The organism is Neobacillus nitrireducens (genome assembly GCF_030915405.1).
Taxonomy (GTDB): domain Bacteria; phylum Bacillota; class Bacilli; order Bacillales; family Cytobacillaceae; genus Neobacillus.
On the sequence record NZ_CP133262.1, the window covers coordinates 2,156,600 to 2,183,206 of the forward strand.

The following is a 26,607-nucleotide window of genomic DNA, read 5'->3' on the forward strand; positions in this document are numbered from 1 at the left end:
CAACTGCATCCTTTCCTTGAAATAGCCATCCTTACATTACATAAAGGTAAGCTGTTGAAAGAGAATCATGAATTTCTATTAACAGTTTACCTTTAAATCAGCTATTGCCACTTTATCTGCAATAATTGTAACATACGGATGATTTTTCAACACGGATGCAGGAAAACTTTCATTGATTTCTCCATTTAAAAGTCTAAAAAGTGCATCCTTTTTCTGTTCCCCCGAAACTAGAAGAAGAATTTCTTTGCTTTTCAAAATGGTCGAAATCCCCATTGTAATTGCTTGAGTTGGAACCTCTTCGATCCTGCTAAAGAATCTTGCATTTGCTTGAATGGTCGAATCAGCTAAGTTTACAATGTGTGTTGTTGAACGAAAGGAAGTCCCTGGTTCATTAAACCCAATATGCCCATTAGCACCAATCCCGAGAATTTGCAGATCAACCCCACCATGCCTAGCAATTAAATTTTCATAACGATGGCATTCTTCTTGAAAGTCGGCAGCAATGCCACTCGGAATATTTGTTTTAGCTTTATTGATATCTATATGATTAAAAAGCTGGTCATTCATAAAATACCGATAGCTATTTTTATTATTACCTGATAGCCCGATATACTCGTCCAAATTAAAAGTGGTTACCTTCTGATAGGACGTCCCGTTCTTTTGGTGATCCTCAATTAAGCTTTTGTAAGTCCCCATTGGGGTTCCGCCTGTTGCTAATCCAAGTTTAATACTTGGATTCTGAACGACCTTTTGGATAATATATTCCGCAGCCCTATTACTCATTTGTTGATAATCTTTTACTTCAATAACTCTCATTTTGATTTTTCCTCCCTTTTAAAAGCAAGTAATCCACGGCATAGAGTCATATAAACTTCCATTTCTTCATCTAAAATAACTATGTCCGCATCTTTTCCAACAGAAATACTGCCTTTCCGATCATAAATTCCCAATTGCTTTGCAGGGTTCACTGAAACCATTTCAATGGCCTCACCAAGTGAACAGCCAGTGAAAGCGATGATATTTTTCACTGCATGCCCCAGTTTCAAAATGCTTCCAGCAAGGGTTCCATCCTCAAGGATTGCTTTTCCATTTTTTACGGTGACTTCTTGACCGCCTAGATCATACTTACCATTTTTCAAACACTTTGCCCGCATCGAGTCAGTTATTAAAATTAATCCATCACTTTGCTTTTGTTTGAATGCAAGATTAACCATTTCTGGACGGACATGTACCCCATCAACGATAATTTCAGCTTTTAATTCTTCACGTAGAAAAGCTGCCCCCACTACACCAGGTTCGCGATGATGAAGCCCCCTCATTTGATTGAAAAGATGGGTGACGTGATTTGCACCAGCCTCAATGGCTTCGTTAACCTCATCATAAGTTGCATTTGTATGACCGATCGAGGCAATGATTCCATTTGCCTTTAGATATCGAATCATGTCTAATCCGCCTGGCCTTTCAGGGGCCAGCGTGACAAGTTTAATCGTTTTATTGGACAACTTTTGCCATTCTTTAAGTAAAGCAATATCTGGGTCGATTATATGTTGAATCGGCTGTGCTCCTGCCATTGTTGAATTTACAAACGGCCCTTCAAGATGAACCCCGATTATTTCAGATTTCCCTGGAGATTGTTGTTCTTTAATGTATTTCCCAGTATTTATTAAAGCATTTTCAATTTGTTTTCCTTCTTGAGTCATTGTTGTGGCTAAAAAACTTGTGGTTCCTTCTTTCGGTAGGCTCATGACCATTGTTTCCAGTGCTTCCTTAGTGGCATCCATTGTGTCGGCACCAGCCACACCGTGGATATGAACATCGATAAAACCTGGAACTGCATTAAAATGGGCAGGAATTTTAATCACATTAAAACCGTCCTGATCAGATAGCTCGTTTGATGAACCCATTTCAATAATTTTTTGATTTTTTATTTTTATATATCCATCATCAATTATTTTTTGGTCTGAATATACTCGTACACCCATAAGTAAAATATAACTATCGTCTGGAATCATCTTCGATACTTCCTTTCAGATTATAGCTCAATATTAACATCACCATATTCTAGTTGTCTATACCAATATCTTTATTTAGAAAGTTTGAAGAAAACCACATTTCTATGTATACCAATTGATACCAAAGTATTTCTATGGATTATAAGAATAGAAATGATATTTAAACAAAAAATTGGTATAGACATCTATAAATATTTAATGCTATAGTTAGAAATGGAAAAGCGCTTACACCATGTATCAATTATTCAGAAAATAATTCATTTTTAAGTTAATTTTATTTACAATTTATTGGGGGTAATAAGATGAAAAAATATTTACAAAGAATTGGCCGTTCATTGATGTTACCGGTAGCTGTTTTACCGGCTGCAGCCATTTTGATGGGTATAGGTTATTGGATCGACCCTACAGGATGGGGAGCAGATAGTCCGCTAGCAGCTTTCTTAATTAAAGCTGGTGCATCAATTATTGATAATATACCGATTCTATTTGCAGTTGGGGTAGCACTAGGGATGGCAAAAGAAAAAGATGGTTCATCTGCGTTAAGTGGTCTAGTAGCTTACCTGGTTGTAACAACCTTGCTTTCCACTGGTTCTGTTTCATTATTACAAGGGATTAAACCGGAAGATGTTGATCCTGCGTTTGGAAAAATCGGAAATGCTTTTGTTGGTATTCTTTCCGGTATCGTAGCTTCCATGATGTACAACCGATTTAGTCATGTTAAATTACCGGATGCTTTAGCATTTTTCTCTGGTAAGCGTCTTGTGCCAATCATGACTGCAGTATCTATGCTTGTTGTTTCTGCAGTTTTATTCTTCTTATGGCCTGTTATCTTTACAGGACTTGTATCATTCGGAAAAGGCATCTCTCACTTAGGTGCTTTTGGCGCAGGTTTATATGGGTTCTTTAACCGATTATTGATTCCAACAGGTCTGCACCATGCCTTAAACTCCGTATTCTGGTTTGATGTTGCCGGAATTAATGATATCGGTAATTTCTGGGCTGGAAAGGGAGTTAAAGGCGTTACTGGCATGTACCAAGCTGGATTCTTTCCTGTAATGATGTTTGGTTTACCAGCAGCTGCATTAGCGATGTACCATACTGCAAAAGACAAAAAGAAAAAGACAGTGGCTTCCTTAATGTTAGCAGCAGGTTTCGCAGCATTCTTTACTGGTGTAACAGAGCCAATTGAATTTGCCTTTATGTTTGTAGCTCCAATGCTATATTTGGTGCATGCTATTTTAACCGGGATTTCATTAGCCATCGCTGCTGCATTTCATTGGACAGCAGGATTTGGGTTTAGTGCAGGCTTAGTTGACTTTATTTTAAGTTCAAGATTGCCGTTAGCAAACCACCCTTACATGTTAATTCTTCAAGGTTTAGTGTTTGCGGTTATCTATTATTTCTTATTCAGATTCATTATTACGAAATTCAACTTAATGACTCCTGGACGTGAAGAAGACGATGAAGAGTCTTCTGAGGTTGTCGTTGCAGCAGGCGAAAGTAAATTTGCCTCAATGGCCGCTCAAATATATGAAGGACTTGGTGGAGACGCAAATGTTACTTCTGTAGACAATTGTGTAACACGCTTAAGAATGGAAGTAAAAGATATGAACGCAGTCGACCAACAAAAAATTAAAGCAACTGGTGTACCTGGCATCAATATAGTTGGTAAGCAAAGCATCCAAGTAATTGTTGGAACCAATGTACAATTTGTAGCAGATGAAATTATAAAACATCGTAATGGGACTACTAAATTTGATAAGACTAGACTTAATTCGGATTTGACACAAAGAGTGTCGGCTTCGATTGATTCTAATGAACTCTCACCACTTACTGAAAAAGATTTTGTCATGCCAATCGAAGGGGAAATTATTTCGATTTCTGAAGTGCCGGACCAGGTTTTCTCTCAAAAAATGATGGGTGAAGGCTTTGGAATTATCCCATCTAAAGGTACAGTCGTTTCACCAGTGGACGGCGAAATCATGAGTGTTTTCCCTACTAAGCATGCAATCGGAATTATATCTAAACAAGGCTATGAAATCCTTATTCATATTGGCTTGGATACTGTCAATTTAAAAGGTGAAGGCTTTAATGTACTTGTAAAAGAAGGAGAGCGTATTACTAAAGGACAGGAAATCCTGACCTTCGATCTAGAATTTATTAAGAAATCAGCACCTTCAGCGATTACACCAGTTATCTTTACAAACTTAAAAAAATTAAATGTAAAGAAACAGGGACACTCAGACCAAGGTCAAGACGGAATCCTATCAATTGAATAACAGCAAACATCGGCAGGTGCGCACCTGCCGATGTTTTGATATTTTTGGTTGAACCCCACTATAGTGATATTTAAATTGTTTATTTGGAGTCAGCAACTTAACAAAGCTCACCAACAATTTTTGTCCCGTGAACTTCACTAATATTTATCATACTTGCGATAGTATTTAGGTTCATATCAGTAATTCCCCCGCCGGGTAGAATTATAATTCGGTCCGCCGCATAATCCACAAATTCCTTCAACCGGCTAAGGTTTTCTTCGATTGATTTAGAACTTGGCCCTCCGTGAGTTAAAATTCGATTGACTTGATGTTTCGCAAGCCAATTAATAGCATCAAACTGATATTCACTTATTATCTGATCAAACGCCATGTGAAAGGTTACATCCAGCCCTTTCGCAGATTCTAACAGTTTGAGCATGGCCTCCTCATCAATCCAATCAGAATCATTTAAGCAGCCAATCACCACTCCATCTGTCCCTAACTGTTTGAAATGGGTTATATCATTTTGCATAATTTCAATTTCCTCTTTAGTATAAATAAAATTTCCGCCCCTAGGCCTGACCATGGTCATTACCTTCGTATTTTTGGAGTGACAATATGTAATGGTTTTTGCAGCTACCCCGTGACTAACAGTAGTCCCTCCAACAAATAAGTTGTCACAAAGCTCAATGCGATGTCCTCCCTTTTCAATAGCCACAGGAACGAATGTAAAATTCTCTACACAAACTTCTTTTAGCATATACACCCACCTTTCAAATACACCCCAAAGGATACCCCTGAACACTAAGCAAATCAAATCTTCTGCTTTCTTTCCCTCCTGTCATCTTTACCAGTTTAACAATTCTTCAAGTATAAACTTGAAGCAATAGCAAAAAAAAGACTGGTGCCTGACACCAGTCGTTTTTGCTAAGCGAATAATTTTTCTTCTTCTGCTTGGAAAAAGCTCTTCATGGCATGAAATACATCTGCTTTTTGTTTAAGGATATAGTAGCGGAATTGGTCATCTTTAATGTTTTTATAAGCTGACATTAAGGTAGAGTGACGATTATATTGATTTACCTCACCGTAGCCAAACATATTAGATACTTTCATTAATTCTTCAACTAGCTTCACGCAGCGAGCGTTATCCGATGTGAGATTATCACCGTCAGAGAAATGGAATGGATAAATGTTGAACTTACGTGGATTGTATTTGGCATCAATAATTTCTAGCGCTTTGCGGTAAGCAGATGAACAAATCGTTCCACCGCTTTCACCTTTGGAAAAGAAATCCTCCTCACTAACTACTTTTGCCTCTGTATGATGAGCAATAAACTCAATTTCAACCGTTTCATATTTCGTTCTTAAAAAGCGTGTCATCCAGAAGAAAAAGCTGCGGGCCATATATTTTTCCCATATCCCCATTGAGCCGCTCGTATCCATCATGGCGATGACGACCGCTTTTGAATCCGGTTTGATTATCTCGTTCCATGTCTTGAATTTTAAATCATCCTTGTATATAGGGTGGAATGCAGGCTTCCCAGTCATTGCATTCCTTTTAAAAGCAGACATCATTGTCCGTTTCTTATCGATATTTCCCATTAATCCTGTTTTGCGAATATCATTGAATTCAATGTTTTCAACAAGATGTTCTTGTTCTTCTTTTCTTTTTAGATTTGGAAGCTCCAATTGTTTAAATAATGCTTCCTCAAGTTCCATTAAGGATACTTCTGCCTCAAAATAATCTTCACCCGCTTGGTCCCCAGCACCTTGGCCTTTTCCAGGTCCCTTTTGACCACTGGAGCCGTCACGTGCTACTACATCACCTACTTGACTGTCACCATCACCTTGGCCCACGTGTTTGTTTTTGTCATAATTATAACGAATTTTATATTCGTCCAATGAACGAATCGGAATTTTTACTACATCTCGACCATTAGACATAATTATGCTCTCTTCAGTAATCAAGTCTGGAAGATTGTTGCGAATTGCCTCCTGGACCTTTTCCTGATGTCGCTGCTGATCATCGTGGCCTTTGCGGTGGAGGGACCAATCTTCTCTTGAAATTACATATTGATTGTTGTTAACTGACAATGTAAACCCCTCCTTAATTTATTAGTTTCAAAAATGCACACATTTTTATCAAATACATATTATAACTCGAGTGAAAAAATGAAGATAAATATGGATTACTTTATCCTATGCAGAAACATAGAATAATTTACAAATTATTTTGACAATTGTGCTTATGCCTATGAAAATGGACAAATTATTAATGTAGATGCAACACGGGTTTCTGTTGCCCTTTATAAGGAAAAAAATAGACTGACAGATTACCTTCTGCCAGTCCTAACTATTTTAATCCACTTATCTGTTTAATAGACTTCCAACATAGCGCAGTAATTCGTTAGCTGATGTTGTATTATAGCCATGCTCATCAACCAGCCTAGCAACCACATTATTAATCTTTTTCAATTGCTGTTCATCCGGAGTTTTCGATGAAGTAGTAATTTTTACAACATCCTTTAAATCGGCAAACAATTTCTTTTGAATCGCTTCACGAAGGCGGTCATGGGAGTTATAGTCGAAACGTTTACCTTTTCTTGCAAATGCTGATATTCTAATTAATACTTCTTCCCTGAAAGCCTTTTTCGCATTTTCAGAAATTCCGATTTGTTCTTCAATGGAACGCATTAGCTTTTCATCTGGATTGATTTCTTCTCCAGTAAGCGGGTCACGAAGTTTGGATTTATTGCAATATGCTTCAACATTATCAAGATAATTATCCATTAACGTTTTCGCAGACTCTTCATACGAATATACAAAGGCTTTTTGTACTTCCTTCTTGGCAATATTATCATACTCTTTCCGCGCTAATGAGATGTAATTCATATAACGTTCGCGTAACTCTGCCGTGATGGATGGATGTTGATCAAGCCCATCTTTTAATGATCTTAAAACATCAAGTGCATTAATGGATGGTATTTCTTTACGAATAATAGTAGATGAAATTCGATTAATCACGTAACGAGGGTCAATACCACTCATACCTTCATCTGGGTATTCCTTCTTAAGTTCATCCACATCCGCCGTATTAAAGCCTTCCACATTTTCCCCATCATAAAGGCGCATTTTCTTAAGTAGATCAATATCGCCTTTCTTTGGTTCCTTTAAACGAGTAAGAATCGTAAACATGGCAGCAACCTTTAACGTATGCGGTGCGATATGAACATCAGAAACATCACTTTCATTAATCATCTTTTCATAAATTCTTTCCTCTTGTGAAACCTTCAAGTTATAAGGTATTGGCATGACAATAATTCGTGAATGGAGTGCTTCATTTTTCTTATTGGAGATAAACGAACGATACTCTGTCTCGTTCGTATGAGCTACAATTAGCTCATCAGCACTGATAAGAGCAAACCTGCCTGCTTTAAAATTTCCTTCTTGAGTAAGGGATAGCAAGTGCCACAAGAATTTCTCATCACACTTTAGCATCTCCTGGAACTCCATCATTCCTCTGTTCGCCTTGTTAAGTTCACCATCGAAGCGGTAGGCACGCGGATCTGATTCAGAACCAAATTCTGCAATCGTTGAAAAATCAATACTCCCTGTTAAATCGGCAATATCCTGTGATTTTGGATCGGATGGGCTAAACGTTCCGATTCCAGTTCGTTTATCCTCGGAGAAGAAGATTCTTTCCACTAAAACATCCTCAATTCGTCCGCCATACTCCTGTTCCAGTCTCATCATATTCAATGGTGAAAGATTACCTTCGATGCGAATTCCATACTCATCATGGAAGTCCTTTCGCAAATGGTGTGGAATTAAATGCAATGGATCTTCATGCATTGGGCATCCTTTAATGGCAAACACAGAGCCTCTATCAGTGAGAGAGTAGGCTTCAAGTCCCCTTTTCAGCATAGTAACAAGAGTGGACTTCCCGCCGCTAACAGGACCCATTAACAATAAAATACGCTTCCTTACATCGAGCCTTTTTGCTGCCGGATGGAAGTACTCCTCAACAAGCCGTTCAAGCGATTCCTCTAAACCAAATAATTGATTGCTAAAGAATTCATACTTTTTCGTCCCTTTTTCTTCAGTAATTCCTGCATCTTTAAGCATATTATAAACTCGTGAATGTGCCGACTGTGCAACCCATGGCTTCTCTTTCAACAACTGTAAATAATCTGCGAATGACCCTTCCCAACGTAACTTTTCTTCTTCTTCGCGATACATCTCGATTTTTTTTAGAATATCCATAAGGCCCTCCCCCTGTAGGTTAATCAGAGACGATTAATATACTCTATGCTGATAAGCTATTGAACATGCGTAACCAATGCGAGTTAGCGTCTATCTTTTTTGTTACAATAAAAAGAATCTTCCTCTTTTCATTTTTCTAAGATAGGCTATAATAAAACTATATGTGTGATAAAAATGAAAAATGTATAACAAAGGGGGCAATACATAAACATGAACACTTTCATCGTAATATTAGTAATGATCACGTTTTTGACTGCAATCTTAACATCAGGTTATAATGACAAACCAGGTTCTTCAAAATAAAAAAAACTGCCGCTTGGCAGTTTTTTTTATTTAAGATCCAGTTTGTTTTTTTGAACAAATTCCTTCATATACATCCTGCTCTTTCGATCAAGCATCTTTGCCATTTGTACACTCCAGCGGTCCTTTCTTTTCCCTTCGGTCCGCTCATTGTAATAGTTTGAAATTAAATCATCGTATTTTTGAAGCTGACTAACATATACCTGTTTATCTTGTTCATATTCATCTTCATGATAGATATGTTCAAACGGTAGCCTTGGTTTTTTATCTGTCAATTTTGTTGGAACTCCAACCGCAAGTCCAAACAAAGGAATCACCCGTTCAGGAGTTTTTAATAGGTTTTTAACCTCTTCAAGATTATTACGAATTCCACCTATGTAACAAATCCCCAAACCCATCGATTCAGCTGCAATTGCGGCGTTTTGTGCTGCCAAAGATGCATCTATTAGAGCAACCATGAACTTTTCCGTACTTTCGATAGAAGGAGTAACATCTGTTTGTACCATCTCCCCAATAATGGAATGACGATTAAGATCTGCACAAAAAATGAAAAAGTGGCCGTTTATTTCAACATATTCCTGGTTACCGGCAATCTCAGCCAATTTTTTCTTTTTCGCTTGGTCTTTAACACCAATAATCGAATAGGCCTGAATAAAACTCGATGTAGACGCTGATTGGGCACAAGAAACAATCGTTTTGATTTGTTCCTCTGTTAAGGGCATGTCCTCAAAATGACGGAGGGAGCGGTGGTTTAGAATCGTTTCAATTACTTCATTCATAAAAAACCCAACTTCCTTTCCATTAATCAAAAGGAGGCCCGATGGACCCCCTTCCATTATTTTAGATGCGCATAATTTTGTTGACGCAGCGCCTCATAGATAAGAATGGCAGCTGTATTAGAAAGATTTAAGGAACGAATATTTTCATTCATTGGAATCCTTAAGCTGACTTCTTTATTGTTTTCAATGACATCTTTCGGGAGTCCCGTCGTTTCTCGTCCAAAGATAAAGAAATAATCTTTGCTTGAATTACTATAATCAAAGCTGCTAAAAGCCTTTTGACCAAATTTGGTTATATAAAAAAATTCACCGCCAGCATTCTTTTCATAAAAGTCCTCTAATGAATCATAATAGACAATATTGACGTATTGCCAATAATCCAAGCCTGCTCTTTTTAACATTTTATCATCCGTCGAAAACCCTAATGGACGGATTAAATGTAAGTTGGTATCTGTTCCTGCACATGTCCTTGCGATATTTCCAGTATTGGAAGGAATTTGTGGCTGATATAATACTACATTTATTGACACGCTGCTCACCTCGGGTAAAAAACTCTACATGCCATTATACCACGAGGATTTATCCTTTCAATAAAGATGCAATTTTAACCAAGGATTGTATAAAACTTATATTTTATATTAGGTGTATAAGCAGATGAATCTTCATACGCCCAGTACCTCATCCGGCTATTATACGTATGGGCATTCACTAACGGCATTCCGTCTGCATCTTTACCCGTTACAATTGTATTATGATTAAACCGGCCATCCCCTTCAAAATCGTAACAAATAACATCGCCTAATAACAATTGATCAGGGCTGCTGACTTCCCTTGCATGTAAACCACTCTTTGAAAGAGCAAAGTATAGCTTTAAAGAATTTGCCACTGCCCAGCTATAGCTCCATTTTTTATTTTGGAGCCACCAGCCTGAACCCTGGACGGGATAACCTCTCATCGGTGCCCCGCCTATATGAAGGCATTGCGAGATAAAGTTGGTGCAATCATTTTCAAATTTTATATACGAAGGATTATAGCTATTCCACCACCGTTCTGCATACTGCACAGCTTTTAAACGATCGTACTGAAAGCTTAATCGCTCATCCGTCTCCTCTAAGTTTAGTGTAGTTGGCAGTGGGGGAGATTTTTGATACTCATAAGGGTTAATTTCCTCATCCATTACTAAAGCCTTTTTATAAAACTTTGCTAATCTTTCTTCTATTTCTTCCTCCATGTAAAGCATCTCTTTTTGCTTAATTAAATATTGATAATGGGCTTGATATTTTACCGTTTGAAATTCTTCCTCCTCATTCATCTCTATTATTCGACCTGCCGCTTTAACTTTGACAATTTCTGCATCCCTTTTTGATAATGCACTTTGTTTCTGTTCAGCCTTTGGAAAAAATACTTTATGAGTTCTTTTATCGGAAACAAATTGATTTACTCTCTTTTCAAATAAATCTTGAATTAAATGAAGCATACTCTCCACCCCCTTCTTTCATACATATGAAAGAAGGCCGGATTTAATCAAAAAAAATAAGCGAACTACTTGAGTTCGCTCATTTTTACCTATAAAAACTTAAACCTTTTTCTATTTCATTTTGTACTTCAGGATCTTTTTCATGCGCTTGAGCCCTTTCAAGTGCAGAAAAGGCTGTTTCACCGCCAATTTTGCCCAAGGCCCAAGCAGCTGTTCCTCTTGAAACCGGACTTCCCTCGTTTTCCAAAACTTCAACTAAATCAGGAATCGCTGTCTCATCCTTAAAATGTGCCAGCGCAATGATCGCATTCCGCTGAATGGGTTTCTTCCCCCTCCAAGAACCAGCTATGTTTCCAAATTTAGATTTAAATTCCCGATTGCTTAATTTTAAGATTGGCTTTAGCAGTGGTTTGGCAATATCAGGATCCGCTTCAAGTTCCTCATGGAAATGAAAGTGCTTCCCCTTGTTAACTGGACATGCAGTTTGGCAGGAATCGCAGCCATAGACACGATTACCAATTTTATCTCTAAACTCCTCGGGGATAAATGTTTTTATTTGAGTTAAAAATGAAATACAGTGCTGGGCATTTATTTGTCCACCTTGAACCAATGCCCCTGTTGGACATGCATCCAAACACTTGGTGCACGACCCGCATTGGTCTTCAATCGGGGTATCCGGTTCAAAAGGAATACTCGTAATCATTTCTCCAAGATATACATAGGACCCAAACTCAGGTGTAATAATCGCACAATTCTTCCCGCTCCAGCCAATTCCTGCGCGCTCTGCCACAGCGCGGTCAGAGAGTTCCCCAGTATCGACCATCGATTTTAACCGAGCTTCCGGCATTCTTGCTAAGATAAACTCCTCAAGTTTATTTAAGCGATCCTTTAGAGCATGATGATAATCAAGACCCCATGATGCCCTGCTGAAAATCCCTCTTCTCTCACCCTTTTTACTTTCTACGCGGTGATTCATTTTTGAAGGATAGGCAATCGCAATGGCAATGATCGAACGTGGTTCCTCTAATAATAATGAAGGGGTCACTCTTTTCTCAATATCTGGTTCTTCAAATCCTGATTGGAAGTTAAGCTCCTGCTGTCTTACTAATCGACTTTTCAATTCAGTGAACGTGTCAGCGGTCGTAAAACCAATTTTATCAATTCCAATTTTTTTACTATATTCAATTAATTCTTCCTTTAGCTTGTTTACATTCATAGAGTGAACCTCCCTTCTTAACTAGAATGAACGACATGGATATTTATATGTTTTATTCCAAAATAAAATAGGAAAAAACGCAATGCATCGTTCTCCTATGTAACGATACACTGCGTTAGTTAGTATGTATGGAGCGGGTGAAGAGAATCGAACTCTCATCATCAGCTTGGAAGGCTGAGGTTTTACCACTAAACTACACCCGCAAAGGATTAATATTAATGTCATCAACTGACCTTTTCAATATTACACACTATTTTTAACATCGTCAAGAGAAAAACGCATATTTTGTCGAATTTTTTTATGATGATAAAATCTTACAGCACTACTCTAATTCTTTAAGCTGAAAAAACCGGTCAATGACCGGTTTTTTCAATTTATACTCCTAGCAACTACTTAGTTACGGAAACTTGTTCAAAAGGCCATGCAGGCAATTGTTCACGAAGTGGTTTATCTTCCCTATAACCTAAAGCGTACTCTCCTTGCATAATCGTATGGATTTCTCTCGTACCTTCATAGATGACTGGAGCTTTGGAGTTCCTCAAAAACCGTTCTACTGGATATTCATCGGAATATCCATAGGCGCCATGGATTTGAACGGCATCATTTGCTGCATCAAAAGCAGCATTACAGGAAATCCACTTAGCAAGTGATGTCTCCTGGGTATTTCGTTTCCCCTGATTCTTTAACCAACCCGCTTTAAAAACTAACAGTCTAGAAATCTCAAGATTTGCACTCATTTTCGCGATCATTTGCTGTACAAGCTGGTGTCTTCCAATTTCTTTCCCAAATGTTTTTCGTTCATGGCAATACTTTAGGCTTGCTTCAAGGCTGGCTTCTATTAAACCAACTGCTCCTGCAGCTACTGTAAATCGACCATTATCTAGTGCGGCCATGGCAATTTTAAACCCTTCGCCTTCTTCACCCAATCTGTTCTCAATAGGTACTTTTACATCGGTTAAAAATACCTCTCCAGTATTTCCTGCGCGAATACCCAACTTACCCTTGATCGCCTTCGTTTCAACCCCTTCAAAACTACGCTCTACAATAAATGCAGTAATTCCTTTATGCCCAATATCATGGTCTGTTTTGGCAAAAATCAAGAAATGGTCGGCAAAATCACAGAGAGAAATCCATGTTTTAGACCCATTCAGAATATAGTAATCTCCCTTTCTAGCAGCAGTTGTATTCATCGCAGCCACGTCAGACCCCGCATTCGGTTCTGTTAATCCGAAAGCACCAATTTTGTGCCCTTGTGCTTGAGGGACTAAATACTTTTGTTTTTGTTGTTCAGATCCCCATTGCAATAGCGTCATACTATTTAGCCCTGTATGAACAGAAACGGCAGTCCGATAGGCAGTATCTCCTCGTTCTAGTTCCTCACATACAATAGCCAGAGTATTATAATCCATGCCAGCTCCGCCATACTCTTCAGGGATACAAACACCCATAACTTGCAAATCCGCCAATTTTTTCAAAATCGCAGGTTCAAAATGACCTTGGCGATCCCACTCCTGAATATTTGGAATGATTTCCTTATCGACAAATTTTCTAACCATTTCCTTAACACTTTGCTGCTCATCTGTTAATTCGAAGTTCATCATTTAATATTTCCTCCTAAATAATATTTTTTTGTTTTAAACTAGATATTTCTTCGGAATTGTATCCAATGCTCTCTAATAGTGTTTCTGTGTGTTCGCCAAACAATGGGGGATGTCTCCTCATCGTTACTGGTGTTTGAGATAGCTTCAACGGTGAGCCCGTTAATTGAAGTTTATCAATTAATGGATGCTCCATTTCGACTATCATCTCTCGCTCCTTTATCTGTGGATCTTCAAACATTTCAGCAATGGTGTTGATTGGGCCATTCGGAACGCCTGCTGCATCTAATCGTTCTTTCCACTCATTTTTCGGCTTTTTTGAAAGCAGTTCTTCACAAATGGCAATCAGTTTATCGGTATTCTTTAGACGCTGTTCATTATGAATAAATTCTTCCATTTCTGCTAATTCAGGTCTACCCAAAACAGCAACAAATTGCTTAAACTGCTGATCATTTCCTACGGCAATGACAAGCTCCCCGTCCTTGGTCTTAAACACCTGATATGGGGAAATATTGGGGTGCCGATTCCCCATTCGCTTTGGAATCGCACCACTACATAAATAATTACTCGCCACGTTAATTAATGAGGAAACCTGGCAATCCAGCAGTGAAATATCAATTTCCTGTCCTTCTCCAGTCTCGTTTCGATGCTGTAAAGCCGCTAATATTCCTATACAGGTATATAATCCCGTTAAAACATCTGCGATTGCCACTCCGACTTTAACCGGACTCCCATCAGGTTCACCAGTGATACTCATCAGCCCACTCATCGCTTGAATGATATAATCATAGCCAGGTAAATCCTTATAAGGACCCGTTGACCCAAACCCCGTAATGGAGGCCATAATCATTCCGGGGTTATTTGCTTTTAGCTGCGAATATCCTAAACCCATTTTTTCAAGTGTTCCAGATTTAAAGTTCTGAATCACGACATCGCTGTTTGAAGCCAATTTGGCAAAGATTTCTTTTCCCTCTTCTGATTTAAGATTAAGTGTCATACTTTGTTTATTCCGATTGGCACATAAATAATACGCACTTTCTCCATTTACAAACGGTGGTCCCCAGCCTCTTGTTTCATCACCTGAAGCATAGTGTTCAATCTTTATTACCTCTGCTCCCAAGTCCCCGAGAATCATAGAGCAAAATGGTCCTGCTAGTACGCGCGAAGCATCCAAAATTCGGATTCCATCAAGTGCCCCTTTCACACTTATCACCTCTTTCCGACTATAAAAAAACAAAAAGGAGCCAGCAAAACAAACAATGAAATATCCCATTGATTGATTTACTGACTCCTACTCATAGCTCGTCTTCCCGCAAAGGAAATTCAAGTGAATATAGTCAATTTTAATATAATCATTTTTTCATACGATCATCTGGTCATGCAGCAAGGACTTTGCCGTCACCCAGTTGTTATTTTAACTATATACTAATAATTAGAATTTTTCAACAATTACTTTTCAGTAGATTTGATTTGCTGATAATGGAGATCTAGATCTTTTAACGCCGCCACCAAAGCATTAGCTGCCTTCCCACGGTAATACATTTGCAGCGCAGCGATTGCTTCCTCAATACCGTCGTTTAAACTCATCCCCCTTAATACCTGGCCAACAAATTCGCGGGCATGTTCGGTAGCCAATGTACAAGAGGCCTCGAGTATGACCCCATAGTTTCTATCAATTTCAGCGGTAATCGTCAATGTTTCAAATACACTTTTTGCTGCGATCCCTTGGGGTAACCGGGCATGCCCTGCAATAAACAAAGTTTTTCCGTTCATCAATTGAATCTACCTTTCTATTAATAAAATGTAGTATAGGATATATCTTACATTAGTTACTGATCATTTGGAATAAGGGGAACGATGGGGGACTGGGGAAATATTCATTATCTTTTTTATGAATTTTCAACACCGAGGAGCACGAATCATGTCTATTCGTTACCGTTATCATGTTTTTTCATTTCTGATGGGCACGATTAGCTTCTATTCGTTACTATACAAGAGTTCTACCATCAATCAGAGTAACGAATAGATTCATCATTCTTAAACAAAGGAAAATATCCTAAGTTAAGATATCCATAAAGCGATAAAATTCATAAAAAAAACGCTTCTCAAGCGTTATCTGAGAAGCGTTTTTCTTTAAACAAATTGATACCGGTGATCGGGGTCGAACCGATACTCCTCACGGAACACGATTTTGAGTCGTGCGCGTCTGCCAATTCCGCCACACCGGCGCGTATAAAATTATTTTGATAAAGCAATGCCGAGGACCGGAATCGAACCGGTACGGTAGTCACCTACCGCAGGATTTTAAGTCCTGTGCGTCTGCCAGTTCCGCCACCCCGGCAAAATCTAATTACCTATTCTTATCCATACTTTGCAATTACTTAATGGAGGCGGCAACCGGATTCGAACCGGTGGTAAAGGTTTTGCAGACCTCTGCCTTACCACTTGGCTATGCCGCCATTACTATTGGAGCGGAAGACGGGATTCGAACCCGCGACCCCCACCTTGGCAAGGTGATGTTCTACCACTGAACTACTTCCGCAATTTGGCTGGGCTAGCTGGATTTGAACCAACGCATGTCGCAGTCAAAGTGCGATGCCTTACCGCTTGGCTATAGCCCAACGTTTTAAAAAAATTTCATATTATGGGGCGACTGATGGGAATCGAACCCACGAATGCCTGAACCACAATCAGGTGCGTTAACCACTTCGCCACAATCGCCACAATATAATTGGCAGGGGTAGTAGGAATTGAACCCACACCAAAGGTTTTGGAGACCTTCGTTCTACCTTTAAACTATACCCCTATAAATGGTGGAGGGGGACGGATTCGAACCGCCGAACCCGGAGGGAGCGGATTTACAGTCCGCCGCGTTTAGCCACTTCGCTACCCCTCCACATATAATATTCATGTTGCCAGCTTCTGGTGCCGGCGAGAGGACTTGAACCCCCAACCTACTGATTACGATTCAGTTGCTCTACCAGTTGAGCTACACCGGCAAAAAACTAAAGGTGGCTCAGGACGGAATCGAACCGCCGACACAAGGATTTTCAGTCCTTTGCTCTACCGACTGAGCTACTGAGCCTAATTAAGATCTAAGAAAAAATTAAAGCGGTCTGGACGGGACTCGAACCCGCGACCTCCTGCGTGACAGGCAGGCATTCTAACCAACTGAACTACCAGACCAATTGCGGGGACAGGATTTGAACCTGCGACCTTCGGGTTATGAGCCCGACGAGCTACCAGACTGCTCCACCCCGCGACAATAGAAATTAATAAGTTTTGTCCATGATCATAATTCCCATAGACTGTATCAATCTCAGAAAGCTAATTCAAGAAGCAACTCGATTGATACAACTCGCAGATTATTCATTGAAGCAACGCTCGTTGCTCCACCCCGCGACAATAATAAATTTAAACATATGGTGGAGGATGACGGGCTCGAACCGCCGACCCTCTGCTTGTAAGGCAGATGCTCTCCCAGCTGAGCTAATCCTCCACATTAAGGTAAGTCTTTTCGCTGGTACGAAAATGGTGACCCCTACGGGACTCGAACCCGTGTTACCTCCGTGAAAGGGAGGTGTCTTAACCGCTTGACCAAGGGGCCTTATCTCTTAGAAATATTATGGCGGAGAGCAAGGGATTTGAACCCTTGAGACAGGGTTACCCGCCTACACGATTTCCAATCGTGCTCCTTCGGCCACTCGGACAGCTCTCCATAATGGCTCCGCAGGTAGGACTCGAACCTACGACCGATCGGTTAACAGCCGATAGCTCTACCACTGAGCTACTGCGGAATAATAATATTTCAGCCTGGCAACGTCCTACTCTCACAGGGACGCGTGTCCCAACTACCATCGGCGCTGAGAAGCTTAACTTCCGTGTTCGGTATGGGAACGGGTGTGACCTTCTCGCCATAATTGCCAGACCATTTATTCGACACTATTTTATTATAATGTCTTTTTCATATTTTTCAAGAGGAAATTTTATTTTTTTCATTCCCTCAAAACTAGATAATGCAGAAGAAGTTTGTAAATACGAGTTATCATTGTCCAGCTTCAGCGTCCAACGACTAGTGTCCTTCGGTCTTTTCCCTACGATAAGTCAACATCGAATCGCTATCGCTCTTCGTGTTTCCTTTATCTCAGTCAAAGCCCTCCAGGCCATACGTCGCTAAGCGGACGCTTCCGCTTTTCGTTTTGGTTAAGTCCTCGAACGATTAGTATCAGTCAGCTCCACATGTTACCACGCTTCCACCTCTGACCTATCAACCTGATCATCTTTCAGGGTTCTTACTAGCTTGCGCTATGGGAAATCTCATCTTGAGGGGGGCTTCATGCTTAGATGCTTTCAGCACTTATCCCGTCCGCACATAGCTACCCAGCGATGCCCTTGGCAGAACAACTGGTACACCAGCGGTGCGTCCATCCCGGTCCTCTCGTACTAAGGACAGCTCCTCTCAAATTTCCTGCGCCCACGACGGATAGGGACCGAACTGTCTCACGACGTTCTGAACCCAGCTCGCGTACCGCTTTAATGGGCGAACAGCCCAACCCTTGGGACCGACTACAGCCCCAGGATGCGATGAGCCGACATCGAGGTGCCAAACCTCCCCGTCGATGTGGACTCTTGGGGGAGATAAGCCTGTTATCCCCGGGGTAGCTTTTATCCGTTGAGCGATGGCCCTTCCATGCGGAACCACCGGATCACTAAGCCCGACTTTCGTCCCTGCTCGACTTGTAGGTCTCGCAGTCAAGCTCCCTTGTGCCTTTACACTCTGCGAATGATTTCCAACCATTCTGAGGGAACCTTTGGGCGCCTCCGTTACTCTTTAGGAGGCGACCGCCCCAGTCAAACTGCCCACCTGACACTGTCTCCCACCCCGATCAGGGGTGCGGGTTAGAATTTCAATACAGCCAGGGTAGTATCCCACCGACGCCTCCACCGAAGCTAGCGCTCCGGCTTCTCAGGCTCCTACCTATCCTGTACAAGCTGTACCAAAATTCAATATCAGGCTACAGTAAAGCTCCACGGGGTCTTTCCGTCCTGTCGCGGGTAACCTGCATCTTCACAGGTACTATAATTTCACCGAGTCTCTCGTTGAGACAGTGCCCAGATCGTTACGCCTTTCGTGCGGGTCGGAACTTACCCGACAAGGAATTTCGCTACCTTAGGACCGTTATAGTTACGGCCGCCGTTTACTGGGGCTTCGATTCAGAGCTTCGCTTAGCAGCTAACCCCTCCTCTTAACCTTCCAGCACCGGGCAGGCGTCAGCCCCTATACTTCGCCTTGCGGCTTCGCAGAGACCTGTGTTTTTGCTAAACAGTCGCCTGGGCCTATTCACTGCGGCTCTTCGAGGCTATTCACCTCAAAAAGCACCCCTTCTCCCGAAGTTACGGGGTCATTTTGCCGAGTTCCTTAACGAGAGTTCTCTCGCTCACCTTAGGATTCTCTCCTCGCCTACCTGTGTCGGTTTGCGGTACGGGCACCATTTATCTCGCTAGAGGCTTTTCTTGGCAGTGTGGAATCAGGAACTTCGGTACTAAATTTCCCTCGCTATCACAGCTCAGCCTTAGTGAGAAGCGGATTTGCCTACTTCTCAGCCTAACTGCTTAGACGCGCATATCCAACAGCGCGCTTACCCTATCCTCCTGCGTCCCCCCATTGCTCAAACGATAAAGAGGTGGTACAGGAATATCAACCTGTTGTCCATCGCCTACGCCTTTCGGCCTCGGCTTAGGTCCCGACTAACCCTGAGCGGACGAGCCTTCCTCAGGAAACCTTAGGCATTCGGTGGATGAGATTCTCACTCATCTTTCGCTACTCATACCGGCATTCTCACTTCTAAGCGCTCCACCAGTCCTTACGGTCTAGCTTCAACGCCCTTAGAACGCTCTCCTACCACTGACATCTAAGATGTCAATCCACAGCTTCGGTGATACGTTTAGCCCCGGTACATTTTCGGCGCAGAGTCATTCGACCAGTGAGCTATTACGCACTCTTTAAATGGTGGCTGCTTCTAAGCCAACATCCTGGTTGTCTAAACAACTCCACATCCTTTTCCACTTAACGTATACTTTGGGACCTTAGCTGGTGGTCTGGGCTGTTTCCCTTTTGACTACGGATCTTATCACTCGCAGTCTGACTCCCACGGATAAGTCTTTGGCATTCGGAGTTTGTCTGAATTCGGTAACCCGATGAGGGCCCCTAGTCCAAACAGTGCTCTACCTCCAAGACTCTTACTACGTGAGGCTAGCCCTAAAGCTATTTCGGAGAGAACCAGCTATCTCCAAGTTCGATTGGAATTTCTCCGCTACCCACACCTCATCCCCGCACTTTTCAACGTGCGTGGGTTCGGGCCTCCATCCAGTGTTACCTGGACTTCACCCTGGACATGGGTAGATCACCTGGTTTCGGGTCTACGACCACATACTCATACGCCCTATTCAGACTCGCTTTCGCTGCGGCTCCGTCTTTTCAACTTAACCTTGCATGGGATCGTAACTCGCCGGTTCATTCTACAAAAGGCACGCTATTACCCATTAACGGGCTCTAACTACTTGTAGGCACACGGTTTCAGGAACTATTTCACTCCCCTTCCGGGGTGCTTTTCACCTTTCCCTCACGGTACTGGTTCACTATCGGTCACTAGGGAGTATTTAGCCTTGGGAGATGGTCCTCCCTGCTTCCGACCGGATTTCTCGTGTCCGGCCGTACTCAGGATCCACTCAGGAGGGAACGAAGTTTCGACTACAGGGTTTTTACCTTCTATGACGGACCTTTCCAGGTCGCTTCATCTACCCCGTTCCTTTGTAACTCCATATTGAGTGTCCTACAACCCCAAGAGGCAAGCCTCTTGGTTTGGGCTATGTCCCGTTTCGCTCGCCGCTACTCAGGGAATCGCGTTTGCTTTCTCTTCCTCCGGGTACTTAGATGTTTCAGTTCCCCGGGTATGCCTTCCATACCCTATGTATTCAGGTAAAGATACTGTTCCATTACGAACAGTGGGTTCCCCCATTCGGAAATCTCCGGATCAAAGCTTACTTACAGCTCCCCGAAGCATATCGGTGTTAGTCCCGTCCTTCATCGGCTCCTAGTGCCAAGGCATTCACCGTGCGCCCTTTCTAACTTAACCTAAAAGGTTTATAACTCTTACTTACATAAGAGAGAAAATCTAAAATGGCGATTACTCGATGTTTACTTTGCTTCTTCTTACGATTATCTAGTTTTCAAAGAACGATTATAATGAAAGTTATTTTGCTATTGCAAAATAATTTGGTGGAGCCTAGCGGGATCGAACCGCTGACCTCCTGCGTGCAAAGCAGGCGCTCTCCCAGCTGAGCTAAGGCCCCGTTATAAAGATGGTGGGCCTAAATGGACTCGAACCATCGACCTCACGCTTATCAGGCGTGCGCTCTAACCAGCTGAGCTATAGGCCCCCACAACGGAAATATAATAGAGAGATTATACTCTCAAAACTAAACAAACAAAGATCGCGTTACAAACAAACTGTTTTGTCTGGCTCACAGGTCCAGCTTTATCCTTAGAAAGGAGGTGATCCAGCCGCACCTTCCGATACGGCTACCTTGTTACGACTTCACCCCAATCATCTGTCCCACCTTAGGCGGCTGGCTCCTTACGGTTACCCCACCGACTTCGGGTGTTACAAACTCTCGTGGTGTGACGGGCGGTGTGTACAAGGCCCGGGAACGTATTCACCGCGGCATGCTGATCCGCGATTACTAGCGATTCCGGCTTCATGCAGGCGAGTTGCAGCCTGCAATCCGAACTGAGAATGGTTTTATGGGATTGGCTAAACCTCGCGGTCTTGCAGCCCTTTGTACCATCCATTGTAGCACGTGTGTAGCCCAGGTCATAAGGGGCATGATGATTTGACGTCATCCCCACCTTCCTCCGGTTTGTCACCGGCAGTCACCTTAGAGTGCCCAACTAAATGCTGGCAACTAAGATCAAGGGTTGCGCTCGTTGCGGGACTTAACCCAACATCTCACGACACGAGCTGACGACAACCATGCACCACCTGTCACTCTGTCCCCCGAAGGGGAACGTCCTATCTCTAGGAGTGTCAGAGGATGTCAAGACCTGGTAAGGTTCTTCGCGTTGCTTCGAATTAAACCACATGCTCCACCGCTTGTGCGGGCCCCCGTCAATTCCTTTGAGTTTCAGCCTTGCGGCCGTACTCCCCAGGCGGAGTGCTTAATGCGTTAGCTGCAGCACTAAGGGGCGGAAACCCCCTAACACTTAGCACTCATCGTTTACGGCGTGGACTACCAGGGTATCTAATCCTGTTTGCTCCCCACGCTTTCGCGCCTCAGCGTCAGTTACAGACCAGAAAGCCGCCTTCGCCACTGGTGTTCCTCCACATCTCTACGCATTTCACCGCTACACGTGGAATTCCGCTTTCCTCTTCTGCACTCAAGTCCCCCAGTTTCCAATGACCCTCCACGGTTGAGCCGTGGGCTTTCACATCAGACTTAAAGGACCGCCTGCGCGCGCTTTACGCCCAATAATTCCGGACAACGCTTGCCACCTACGTATTACCGCGGCTGCTGGCACGTAGTTAGCCGTGGCTTTCTGGTTAGGTACCGTCAAAGTACCGGCAGTTACTCCGGTACTTGTTCTTCCCTAACAACAGAGCTTTACGACCCGAAGGCCTTCATCGCTCACGCGGCGTTGCTCCATCAGACTTTCGTCCATTGTGGAAGATTCCCTACTGCTGCCTCCCGTAGGAGTCTGGGCCGTGTCTCAGTCCCAGTGTGGCCGATCACCCTCTCAGGTCGGCTACGCATCGTCGCCTTGGTGAGCCGTTACCTCACCAACTAGCTAATGCGCCGCGGGCCCATCTGTAAGTGTCAGCCGAAACCGACTTTCAGCTTTTCCTCATGAGAGGAAAAGGATTATCCGGTATTAGCACCGGTTTCCCGGTGTTATCCCAGTCTTACAGGCAGGTTGCCCACGTGTTACTCACCCGTCCGCCGCTAATCACCGTAGTGATTCGCTCGACTTGCATGTATTAGGCACGCCGCCAGCGTTCGTCCTGAGCCAGGATCAAACTCTCCAAGAAAGTTGATTAGCTCATTTGTTACGTTGGCTTAGTTTCATAAAAGAAACTAAAATTTATTGTTTGTTTGCACGATTTTGTTTGTTTAGTTTTCAAAGAACAATTTCAATATCGCTCGTAAGCGACTTTATTAATATAACATAAGACATTTAAGACTGTCAACATTTTTTTAAAACCGTCACTTACGAAAACAATTTTGTTGTTTGGCTCGCAGCGACGGTTATTAATATACCAAGGAATCATAAAAAGGTCAATATGTTTTATTGTTTTTTTACGATAATTTTTTACTAAGTCGATAACCTCTATGAAAAACCCCTTGCCCTTTCGTTTCAATATTAACTACATCAACTAAATGCTTTTCAATCATATATTCGAGCAGGACAGCAAGGTCAACTGAATAAGGGGTCAACTCTTCTTCATTCATAATTTCATTAAACTGCCATACTTCCTTACGACTAAGAATTTCTAAAAAATGATTCGTGCCGATAGTCGTTCTCGAATGGATCATAAACTCGCTCGCAAGGAATAAAAGCTCTAGTCTTTTCTCAAGCGTTTCTTCACTGTAGACAAGCTCTTCGTATAATTTAAATATTTCTGGTTCAATTTGTTTTACTTGGTTCCAAACCGTTAGCTCTGGGTGGAGTCCATTTTCTAATACCGCCAACCTTGCAAGATGGTGAAGGGAATGCACGACATAGTTATATGCATCTAAGAACTGATGTCCTTCAAACAATGCCTTTCCATCGACATAGCGCCGAATTAATTTTGCAAATTCTAAACCCATTTTTATTTTGCGTCCGTTAAATGGAAATTCTCGCAATTCCGTTTTTAACTCAGCAACGTATTCGTTTCGATCAAAAATGATTTTCGCCTCATGGAGCCATTCAAAAATTTTGCGATTTGTTCCTAATAGTAACCACTCCTGCAACTTTGCTTCCGTAATAATATGCATGGCAGCCTTTTTGTCATGGTAAGTATAGTGCTTTATAAATAAAGGCTGTTCCGCCTCTTTGACTAATACCAAGAGAATTACATCAAATGAATCCGTTATGTGGCTTAACTTTTGTTTTTTTTGCACCATTAATACCCCAAGAGTATTTAATTGGCTCGCCCTTTCTTGGTAAATAGGCCGAAGGATGTCTTCCATTTATCATTCCTCCATTTTTTTCAGGTAGCATTATAAGTTCGACAAGGAAAGCAAATCTCCTTCTTTATCCAAAGACAAATTTCGACATTATTCCACCTAGTTTTTTTATTCTCTCTATAAATATGGTATAGTTTTCTCGAGGAGGGAGTTATATGGCAAAATATTCGAGTAAAATAAATAAAATTCGTACCTTTGCATTATCATTAATTTTCATCGGCTTCATTGTTATGTATGCTGGAATCTATTTTCGAACTTCACCACTTATTATGACCATTTTTATGATTTTGGGCCTTCTTTTTATTATTACCAGTACAATTGTATATTTTTGGATTGGAATGTTATCAACAAAAACCATTCAAGTGAAATGCCCAAGCTGTGGGAAACATACTAAAATGCTAGGTAGAGTGGATATGTGTATGTATTGTCGCGAATCATTAACCCTTGACCCGAATCTTGTAGGTAAGGAATTCGATGAGTCCTATAATAAAAAATCCTAAAATAAAAAGAGGAAGAAGAAAACCACTTTGCAGAATAGCTGCCATGGGGTCCTTCTTCCTCTTTTATTTACAACAAAAAAGGCTGATAAAAAAATCAGCCGCCGTTCTATCAATGAACTTCTTTACTTGCGCATTCTGGACAAGAACCGTAAATTTCCATGCGGTGATTCTCCACTTTAAAACCTGTAACATGTGATGCCAAGTGCTCTACTTCATCTAAACCTGGATAAAGGAAGTCAACTATTTTCCCACACTTTTCACATATCACATGATAATGATGAGATGTAACAAAGTCAAAACGGCTTGAAGCATCACCAAAAGTCAATTCTTTCACTAAACCCACTTCACGAAATACTCGCAAATTATTGTAAACTGTCGCCACACTCATATTTGGAAATTTTCCCTCTAGGGCTTTATAAATATCATCTGCAGTTGGATGTGACATCGAGTTTATTAAATATTCAAGTATCGCATGACGTTGCGGAGTAATTCGTACCCCTGTTTCTTTTAAAGTATCTAAAGCTTCTTTTAACTGAGTAATCGCCATGCACCTTCTTTCTAAAAAGTATTCTTATATTATAATTGTTATAATTAATTTTACTAGGTAATTTGTACTTTTGTCAATATTGTTAGCTCATTAACTTAAAATATTAACTTCTTCTTTCATGCAATGTTTGTTCTTTTAAGCCTAACTCATGGTTCACATAACGTGCGGTCACGAAGAGTAAGTCAGAAAGTCGATTTAAATAGGCTAATACAAGGGGATTAACCTCTTCACCTAGTGAAACTGCACATCTCTCAGCCCTCCTTGCTGTTGTTCGTGCCACATGGAAAGCAGCACCTGCTGGATGACCACCAGGCAAGATAAAATTCGTTAATTCTGGAAGTAATTCGTTCCAGGCATCAATTTGCTTTTCCATTTCTTCTATATCTGATGTTACAAGTGTCCACTTCACTTCTTTCCCTTTTGGTGTAGCCAGCTCCGCTCCCACATGAAAAAGATTTGTTTGTATTTTATGATAAATAGTATCAATTATTTCTTTCCCTTGAAAATTTTCATTAAATAAGTGACTCAACGCTAATCCAATCATAGAATTTGTTTCATCACAAGTCCCATAAGCTTCGACTCGTAAATCATTTTTCGCAACTCTTTGTCCGTAGATAAGTGACGTAGTTCCTTTATCACCGGTCTTTGTATATATTTTCATTTTTTTATCCCCCTGTAAAATGATATGATACTAGCTTTCAACTCTTATGCATTCGCTTATTATGAGAGGTGTAATTATCGTCTTCATCATATCACCTGTATCTATACTTAGAAAACTTGAAATATGGAAACTCTATTTAATTCCATAAAAAAAGGGGCCACAATGGACCCAAAGTTTATCTGAGGAGGTATGCCCTAATAAAATGATATTCAATCCAACGTTTCTTGCATTGGACAAATGCCTTCTATGCACAAAATAGGCTTTGGTAAGTAAATTAACTGAGCTGTTCTCGTATGTAAGTTAGTGCCTCATCTACATGGCCTTTAACTTTGACTTTTCTCCATTCTTTGACGAGGTTGCCTTCCTTATCAATAATAAAAGTTGATCGTTCTATTCCCATATATTCTTTACCAAAGTTCTTCTTTAACTTCCAAACTCCAAATGCTTCCGCTAATTGATGCTCCGTATCTGCAAGCAGCAAAAATGGCAAACCATATTTCTCAACAAATTTTTGATGACGATCAACTGGGTCTGGACTCACTCCCAATATAACGGCATCCACCTCTGTAAATTGTTGAATTTGATCTCGAAAATCACATGCCTCGGTTGTACAGCCCGGTGTCATGTCTTTAGGATAAAAATAAAGCACAACATTAGTGCCCTTGAATTTTGAAAGAGTTACTGTTTCTCCACTATTGGTTTCTAACTCAAAATTCGGTACCTGCATACCAATTTCAACAGACATCCTAACCACTCCTATTGTAATTTA

The 26,607-nt window shown here is 41.3% G+C and carries 18 protein-coding genes, 19 tRNA genes, 3 rRNA genes and 1 pseudogene; 3 read left to right on the forward strand and 38 right to left on the reverse strand.

The window, feature by feature from the left end; translation table 11 throughout:
• Window positions 1-78: 78 nt before the first annotated feature.
• Together nagB and nagA are read right to left on the reverse strand one after the other, a co-directional pair.
• Window positions 79-816 carry a glucosamine-6-phosphate deaminase gene (gene nagB / locus RCG22_RS10410; RefSeq protein WP_308106768.1) on the reverse strand — a complete coding sequence of 246 codons (738 nt, stop codon included), beginning with the start codon at window positions 814-816 and terminating at the stop codon, window positions 79-81.
• Window positions 813-2,012 carry an N-acetylglucosamine-6-phosphate deacetylase gene (gene nagA / locus RCG22_RS10415; RefSeq protein ID WP_308106769.1) on the reverse strand — a complete coding sequence of 400 codons (1,200 nt, stop codon included), beginning with the start codon at window positions 2,010-2,012 and terminating at the stop codon, window positions 813-815. Before nagA ends, nagB begins: the two co-directional genes overlap by 4 nt.
• 302 nt (window positions 2,013-2,314) lie before the next feature.
• Here nagA and nagE point away from each other — a divergent pair.
• Together nagE and RCG22_RS10425 are read left to right on the forward strand one after the other, a co-directional pair.
• Window positions 2,315-3,751 (forward strand): annotated as a pseudogene (nagE, locus tag RCG22_RS10420) (N-acetylglucosamine-specific PTS transporter subunit IIBC); the annotation flags it as partial.
• Between the two features lie 111 nt (window positions 3,752-3,862).
• The gene (locus RCG22_RS10425; RefSeq protein WP_308107127.1) at window positions 3,863-4,291 is read left to right on the forward strand and encodes a PTS sugar transporter subunit IIA; all 429 of its coding nucleotides are present in this window, start codon (window positions 3,863-3,865) and stop codon (window positions 4,289-4,291) included.
• A gap of 97 nt (window positions 4,292-4,388) precedes the next feature.
• Here RCG22_RS10425 and RCG22_RS10430 read toward each other — a convergent pair whose 3' ends face one another.
• The 33 genes from RCG22_RS10430 to RCG22_RS10590 all read right to left on the reverse strand — a co-directional run bounded on the left by RCG22_RS10430 (window position 4,389) and on the right by RCG22_RS10590 (window position 24,133).
• Window positions 4,389-5,030, reverse strand: coding sequence for a copper homeostasis protein CutC (locus tag RCG22_RS10430; protein WP_308106770.1), 642 nt, complete (start codon window positions 5,028-5,030; stop codon window positions 4,389-4,391).
• Between the two features lie 167 nt (window positions 5,031-5,197).
• The gene (gene yhbH / locus RCG22_RS10435) at window positions 5,198-6,364 is read right to left on the reverse strand and encodes a sporulation protein YhbH (RefSeq protein WP_308106771.1); all 1,167 of its coding nucleotides are present in this window, start codon (window positions 6,362-6,364) and stop codon (window positions 5,198-5,200) included.
• Between the two features lie 273 nt (window positions 6,365-6,637).
• Window positions 6,638-8,533 (reverse strand): PrkA family serine protein kinase, encoded by a 1,896-nt coding sequence (locus RCG22_RS10440; RefSeq protein WP_098260731.1) that lies wholly within the window; start codon window positions 8,531-8,533, stop codon window positions 6,638-6,640.
• A 329-nt stretch (window positions 8,534-8,862) separates the two neighbouring features.
• Window positions 8,863-9,612, reverse strand: coding sequence for an oxygen-insensitive NADPH nitroreductase (gene nfsA, locus RCG22_RS10445; RefSeq protein ID WP_308106772.1), 750 nt, complete (start codon window positions 9,610-9,612; stop codon window positions 8,863-8,865).
• A 56-nt stretch (window positions 9,613-9,668) separates the two neighbouring features.
• Window positions 9,669-10,142 (reverse strand): tRNA (uridine(34)/cytosine(34)/5-carboxymethylaminomethyluridine(34)-2'-O)-methyltransferase TrmL, encoded by a 474-nt coding sequence (gene trmL / locus RCG22_RS10450; protein WP_098260730.1) that lies wholly within the window; start codon window positions 10,140-10,142, stop codon window positions 9,669-9,671.
• Window positions 10,143-10,216: 74 nt separating this feature from the next.
• Window positions 10,217-11,089, reverse strand: a complete 873-nt coding sequence (locus RCG22_RS10455; protein ID WP_308106773.1) for an amidase domain-containing protein — start codon at window positions 11,087-11,089, stop codon at window positions 10,217-10,219.
• A gap of 85 nt (window positions 11,090-11,174) precedes the next feature.
• On the reverse strand, window positions 11,175-12,305 hold the full coding sequence (gene queG / locus RCG22_RS10460) for a tRNA epoxyqueuosine(34) reductase QueG (RefSeq protein ID WP_308106774.1): 1,131 nt from the start codon (window positions 12,303-12,305) through the stop codon (window positions 11,175-11,177).
• A 129-nt stretch (window positions 12,306-12,434) separates the two neighbouring features.
• Window positions 12,435-12,508, reverse strand: a tRNA-Gly gene (locus tag RCG22_RS10465).
• A gap of 186 nt (window positions 12,509-12,694) precedes the next feature.
• The gene (locus tag RCG22_RS10470; RefSeq protein WP_308107128.1) at window positions 12,695-13,903 is read right to left on the reverse strand and encodes an acyl-CoA dehydrogenase family protein; all 1,209 of its coding nucleotides are present in this window, start codon (window positions 13,901-13,903) and stop codon (window positions 12,695-12,697) included.
• A 16-nt stretch (window positions 13,904-13,919) separates the two neighbouring features.
• Complete coding sequence (locus tag RCG22_RS10475; protein WP_308106775.1) at window positions 13,920-15,107, reverse strand: CaiB/BaiF CoA transferase family protein; 1,188 nt, start codon at window positions 15,105-15,107, stop codon at window positions 13,920-13,922.
• A 245-nt stretch (window positions 15,108-15,352) separates the two neighbouring features.
• Window positions 15,353-15,676, reverse strand: a complete 324-nt coding sequence (locus RCG22_RS10480) for a DUF3870 domain-containing protein (protein ID WP_308106776.1) — start codon at window positions 15,674-15,676, stop codon at window positions 15,353-15,355.
• Window positions 15,677-16,049: 373 nt separating this feature from the next.
• Window positions 16,050-16,131, reverse strand: a tRNA-Leu gene (locus tag RCG22_RS10485).
• A gap of 27 nt (window positions 16,132-16,158) precedes the next feature.
• Window positions 16,159-16,244: transfer RNA gene (locus tag RCG22_RS10490), tRNA-Leu, on the reverse strand.
• A gap of 44 nt (window positions 16,245-16,288) precedes the next feature.
• Window positions 16,289-16,362: transfer RNA gene (locus tag RCG22_RS10495), tRNA-Cys, on the reverse strand.
• 8 nt (window positions 16,363-16,370) lie between these two features.
• Window positions 16,371-16,445, reverse strand: a tRNA-Gly gene (locus RCG22_RS10500).
• 4 nt (window positions 16,446-16,449) lie between these two features.
• Window positions 16,450-16,524: transfer RNA gene (locus tag RCG22_RS10505), tRNA-Gln, on the reverse strand.
• Window positions 16,525-16,548: 24 nt separating this feature from the next.
• Window positions 16,549-16,624: transfer RNA gene (locus RCG22_RS10510), tRNA-His, on the reverse strand.
• Between the two features lie 11 nt (window positions 16,625-16,635).
• Window positions 16,636-16,709, reverse strand: a tRNA-Trp gene (locus tag RCG22_RS10515).
• Window positions 16,710-16,714: 5 nt separating this feature from the next.
• Window positions 16,715-16,799, reverse strand: a tRNA-Tyr gene (locus RCG22_RS10520).
• Between the two features lie 27 nt (window positions 16,800-16,826).
• Window positions 16,827-16,902 (reverse strand) — tRNA-Thr (locus RCG22_RS10525).
• 13 nt (window positions 16,903-16,915) lie between these two features.
• A tRNA-Phe gene (locus tag RCG22_RS10530) sits at window positions 16,916-16,988 on the reverse strand.
• A gap of 27 nt (window positions 16,989-17,015) precedes the next feature.
• A tRNA-Asp gene (locus RCG22_RS10535) sits at window positions 17,016-17,089 on the reverse strand.
• Between the two features lie 2 nt (window positions 17,090-17,091).
• Window positions 17,092-17,165, reverse strand: a tRNA-Met gene (locus tag RCG22_RS10540).
• A gap of 161 nt (window positions 17,166-17,326) precedes the next feature.
• Window positions 17,327-17,402 (reverse strand) — tRNA-Val (locus RCG22_RS10545).
• 33 nt (window positions 17,403-17,435) lie between these two features.
• Window positions 17,436-17,510 (reverse strand) — tRNA-Glu (locus tag RCG22_RS10550).
• Window positions 17,511-17,529: 19 nt separating this feature from the next.
• A tRNA-Ser gene (locus RCG22_RS10555) sits at window positions 17,530-17,621 on the reverse strand.
• Window positions 17,622-17,625: 4 nt separating this feature from the next.
• Window positions 17,626-17,700 (reverse strand) — tRNA-Asn (locus RCG22_RS10560).
• Window positions 17,701-17,714: 14 nt separating this feature from the next.
• A 5S ribosomal RNA gene (gene rrf / locus RCG22_RS10565) occupies window positions 17,715-17,831 on the reverse strand.
• 271 nt (window positions 17,832-18,102) lie between these two features.
• Window positions 18,103-21,039 (reverse strand): 23S ribosomal RNA (locus tag RCG22_RS10570).
• A gap of 141 nt (window positions 21,040-21,180) precedes the next feature.
• Window positions 21,181-21,256, reverse strand: a tRNA-Ala gene (locus RCG22_RS10575).
• A gap of 10 nt (window positions 21,257-21,266) precedes the next feature.
• Window positions 21,267-21,343 (reverse strand) — tRNA-Ile (locus RCG22_RS10580).
• Between the two features lie 108 nt (window positions 21,344-21,451).
• Window positions 21,452-22,989, reverse strand: a 16S ribosomal RNA gene (locus RCG22_RS10585).
• The 16S, 23S and 5S rRNA genes sit together here with 18 tRNA genes alongside, the layout of an rRNA operon.
• 268 nt (window positions 22,990-23,257) lie before the next feature.
• Window positions 23,258-24,133 carry a nucleotidyltransferase-like protein gene (locus tag RCG22_RS10590; protein ID WP_066251629.1) on the reverse strand — a complete coding sequence of 292 codons (876 nt, stop codon included), beginning with the start codon at window positions 24,131-24,133 and terminating at the stop codon, window positions 23,258-23,260.
• 152 nt (window positions 24,134-24,285) lie between these two features.
• On the opposite strand from RCG22_RS10590, the gene RCG22_RS10595 reads away from it, so the two are divergent.
• Window positions 24,286-24,630 carry a YgzB family protein gene (locus RCG22_RS10595; RefSeq protein WP_308106777.1) on the forward strand — a complete coding sequence of 115 codons (345 nt, stop codon included), beginning with the start codon at window positions 24,286-24,288 and terminating at the stop codon, window positions 24,628-24,630.
• Window positions 24,631-24,739: 109 nt separating this feature from the next.
• On the opposite strand, the gene perR is transcribed toward RCG22_RS10595, so the two are convergent.
• The 3 genes from perR to bcp form a co-directional block, all read right to left on the reverse strand.
• Complete coding sequence (gene perR / locus RCG22_RS10600; protein WP_098263460.1) at window positions 24,740-25,177, reverse strand: peroxide-responsive transcriptional repressor PerR; 438 nt, start codon at window positions 25,175-25,177, stop codon at window positions 24,740-24,742.
• A 103-nt stretch (window positions 25,178-25,280) separates the two neighbouring features.
• Complete coding sequence (locus tag RCG22_RS10605; protein ID WP_308106778.1) at window positions 25,281-25,838, reverse strand: cob(I)yrinic acid a,c-diamide adenosyltransferase; 558 nt, start codon at window positions 25,836-25,838, stop codon at window positions 25,281-25,283.
• 274 nt (window positions 25,839-26,112) lie between these two features.
• Window positions 26,113-26,583 carry a thioredoxin-dependent thiol peroxidase gene (gene bcp / locus RCG22_RS10610; RefSeq protein ID WP_098263462.1) on the reverse strand — a complete coding sequence of 157 codons (471 nt, stop codon included), beginning with the start codon at window positions 26,581-26,583 and terminating at the stop codon, window positions 26,113-26,115.
• Window positions 26,584-26,607: the final 24 nt, after the last annotated feature.

Bases quoted from the DNA above. Each gene is read 5' to 3' on its own strand.
- nagB (WP_308106768.1), bottom strand. From the start codon at position 816: ATGAGAGTTATTGAAGTAAAAGATTATCAACAAATGAGTAATAGGGCT.
- nagA (WP_308106769.1), bottom strand. From the start codon at position 2,012: ATGATTCCAGACGATAGTTATATTTTACTTATGGGTGTACGAGTATAT.
- RCG22_RS10425 (WP_308107127.1), top strand. From the start codon at position 3,863: ATGCCAATCGAAGGGGAAATTATTTCGATTTCTGAAGTGCCGGACCAG.
- RCG22_RS10430 (WP_308106770.1), bottom strand. From the start codon at position 5,030: ATGCTAAAAGAAGTTTGTGTAGAGAATTTTACATTCGTTCCTGTGGCT.
- RCG22_RS10440 (WP_098260731.1), bottom strand. From the start codon at position 8,533: ATGGATATTCTAAAAAAAATCGAGATGTATCGCGAAGAAGAAGAAAAG.
- nfsA (WP_308106772.1), bottom strand. From the start codon at position 9,612: ATGAATGAAGTAATTGAAACGATTCTAAACCACCGCTCCCTCCGTCAT.
- RCG22_RS10455 (WP_308106773.1), bottom strand. From the start codon at position 11,089: ATGCTTCATTTAATTCAAGATTTATTTGAAAAGAGAGTAAATCAATTT.
- queG (WP_308106774.1), bottom strand. From the start codon at position 12,305: ATGAATGTAAACAAGCTAAAGGAAGAATTAATTGAATATAGTAAAAAA.
- RCG22_RS10470 (WP_308107128.1), bottom strand. From the start codon at position 13,903: ATGAACTTCGAATTAACAGATGAGCAGCAAAGTGTTAAGGAAATGGTT.
- RCG22_RS10480 (WP_308106776.1), bottom strand. From the start codon at position 15,676: ATGAACGGAAAAACTTTGTTTATTGCAGGGCATGCCCGGTTACCCCAA.
- RCG22_RS10590 (WP_066251629.1), bottom strand. From the start codon at position 24,133: ATGGAAGACATCCTTCGGCCTATTTACCAAGAAAGGGCGAGCCAATTA.
- RCG22_RS10595 (WP_308106777.1), top strand. From the start codon at position 24,286: ATGGCAAAATATTCGAGTAAAATAAATAAAATTCGTACCTTTGCATTA.
- perR (WP_098263460.1), bottom strand. From the start codon at position 25,177: ATGGCGATTACTCAGTTAAAAGAAGCTTTAGATACTTTAAAAGAAACA.
- RCG22_RS10605 (WP_308106778.1), bottom strand. From the start codon at position 25,838: ATGAAAATATATACAAAGACCGGTGATAAAGGAACTACGTCACTTATC.
- bcp (WP_098263462.1), bottom strand. From the start codon at position 26,583: ATGTCTGTTGAAATTGGTATGCAGGTACCGAATTTTGAGTTAGAAACC.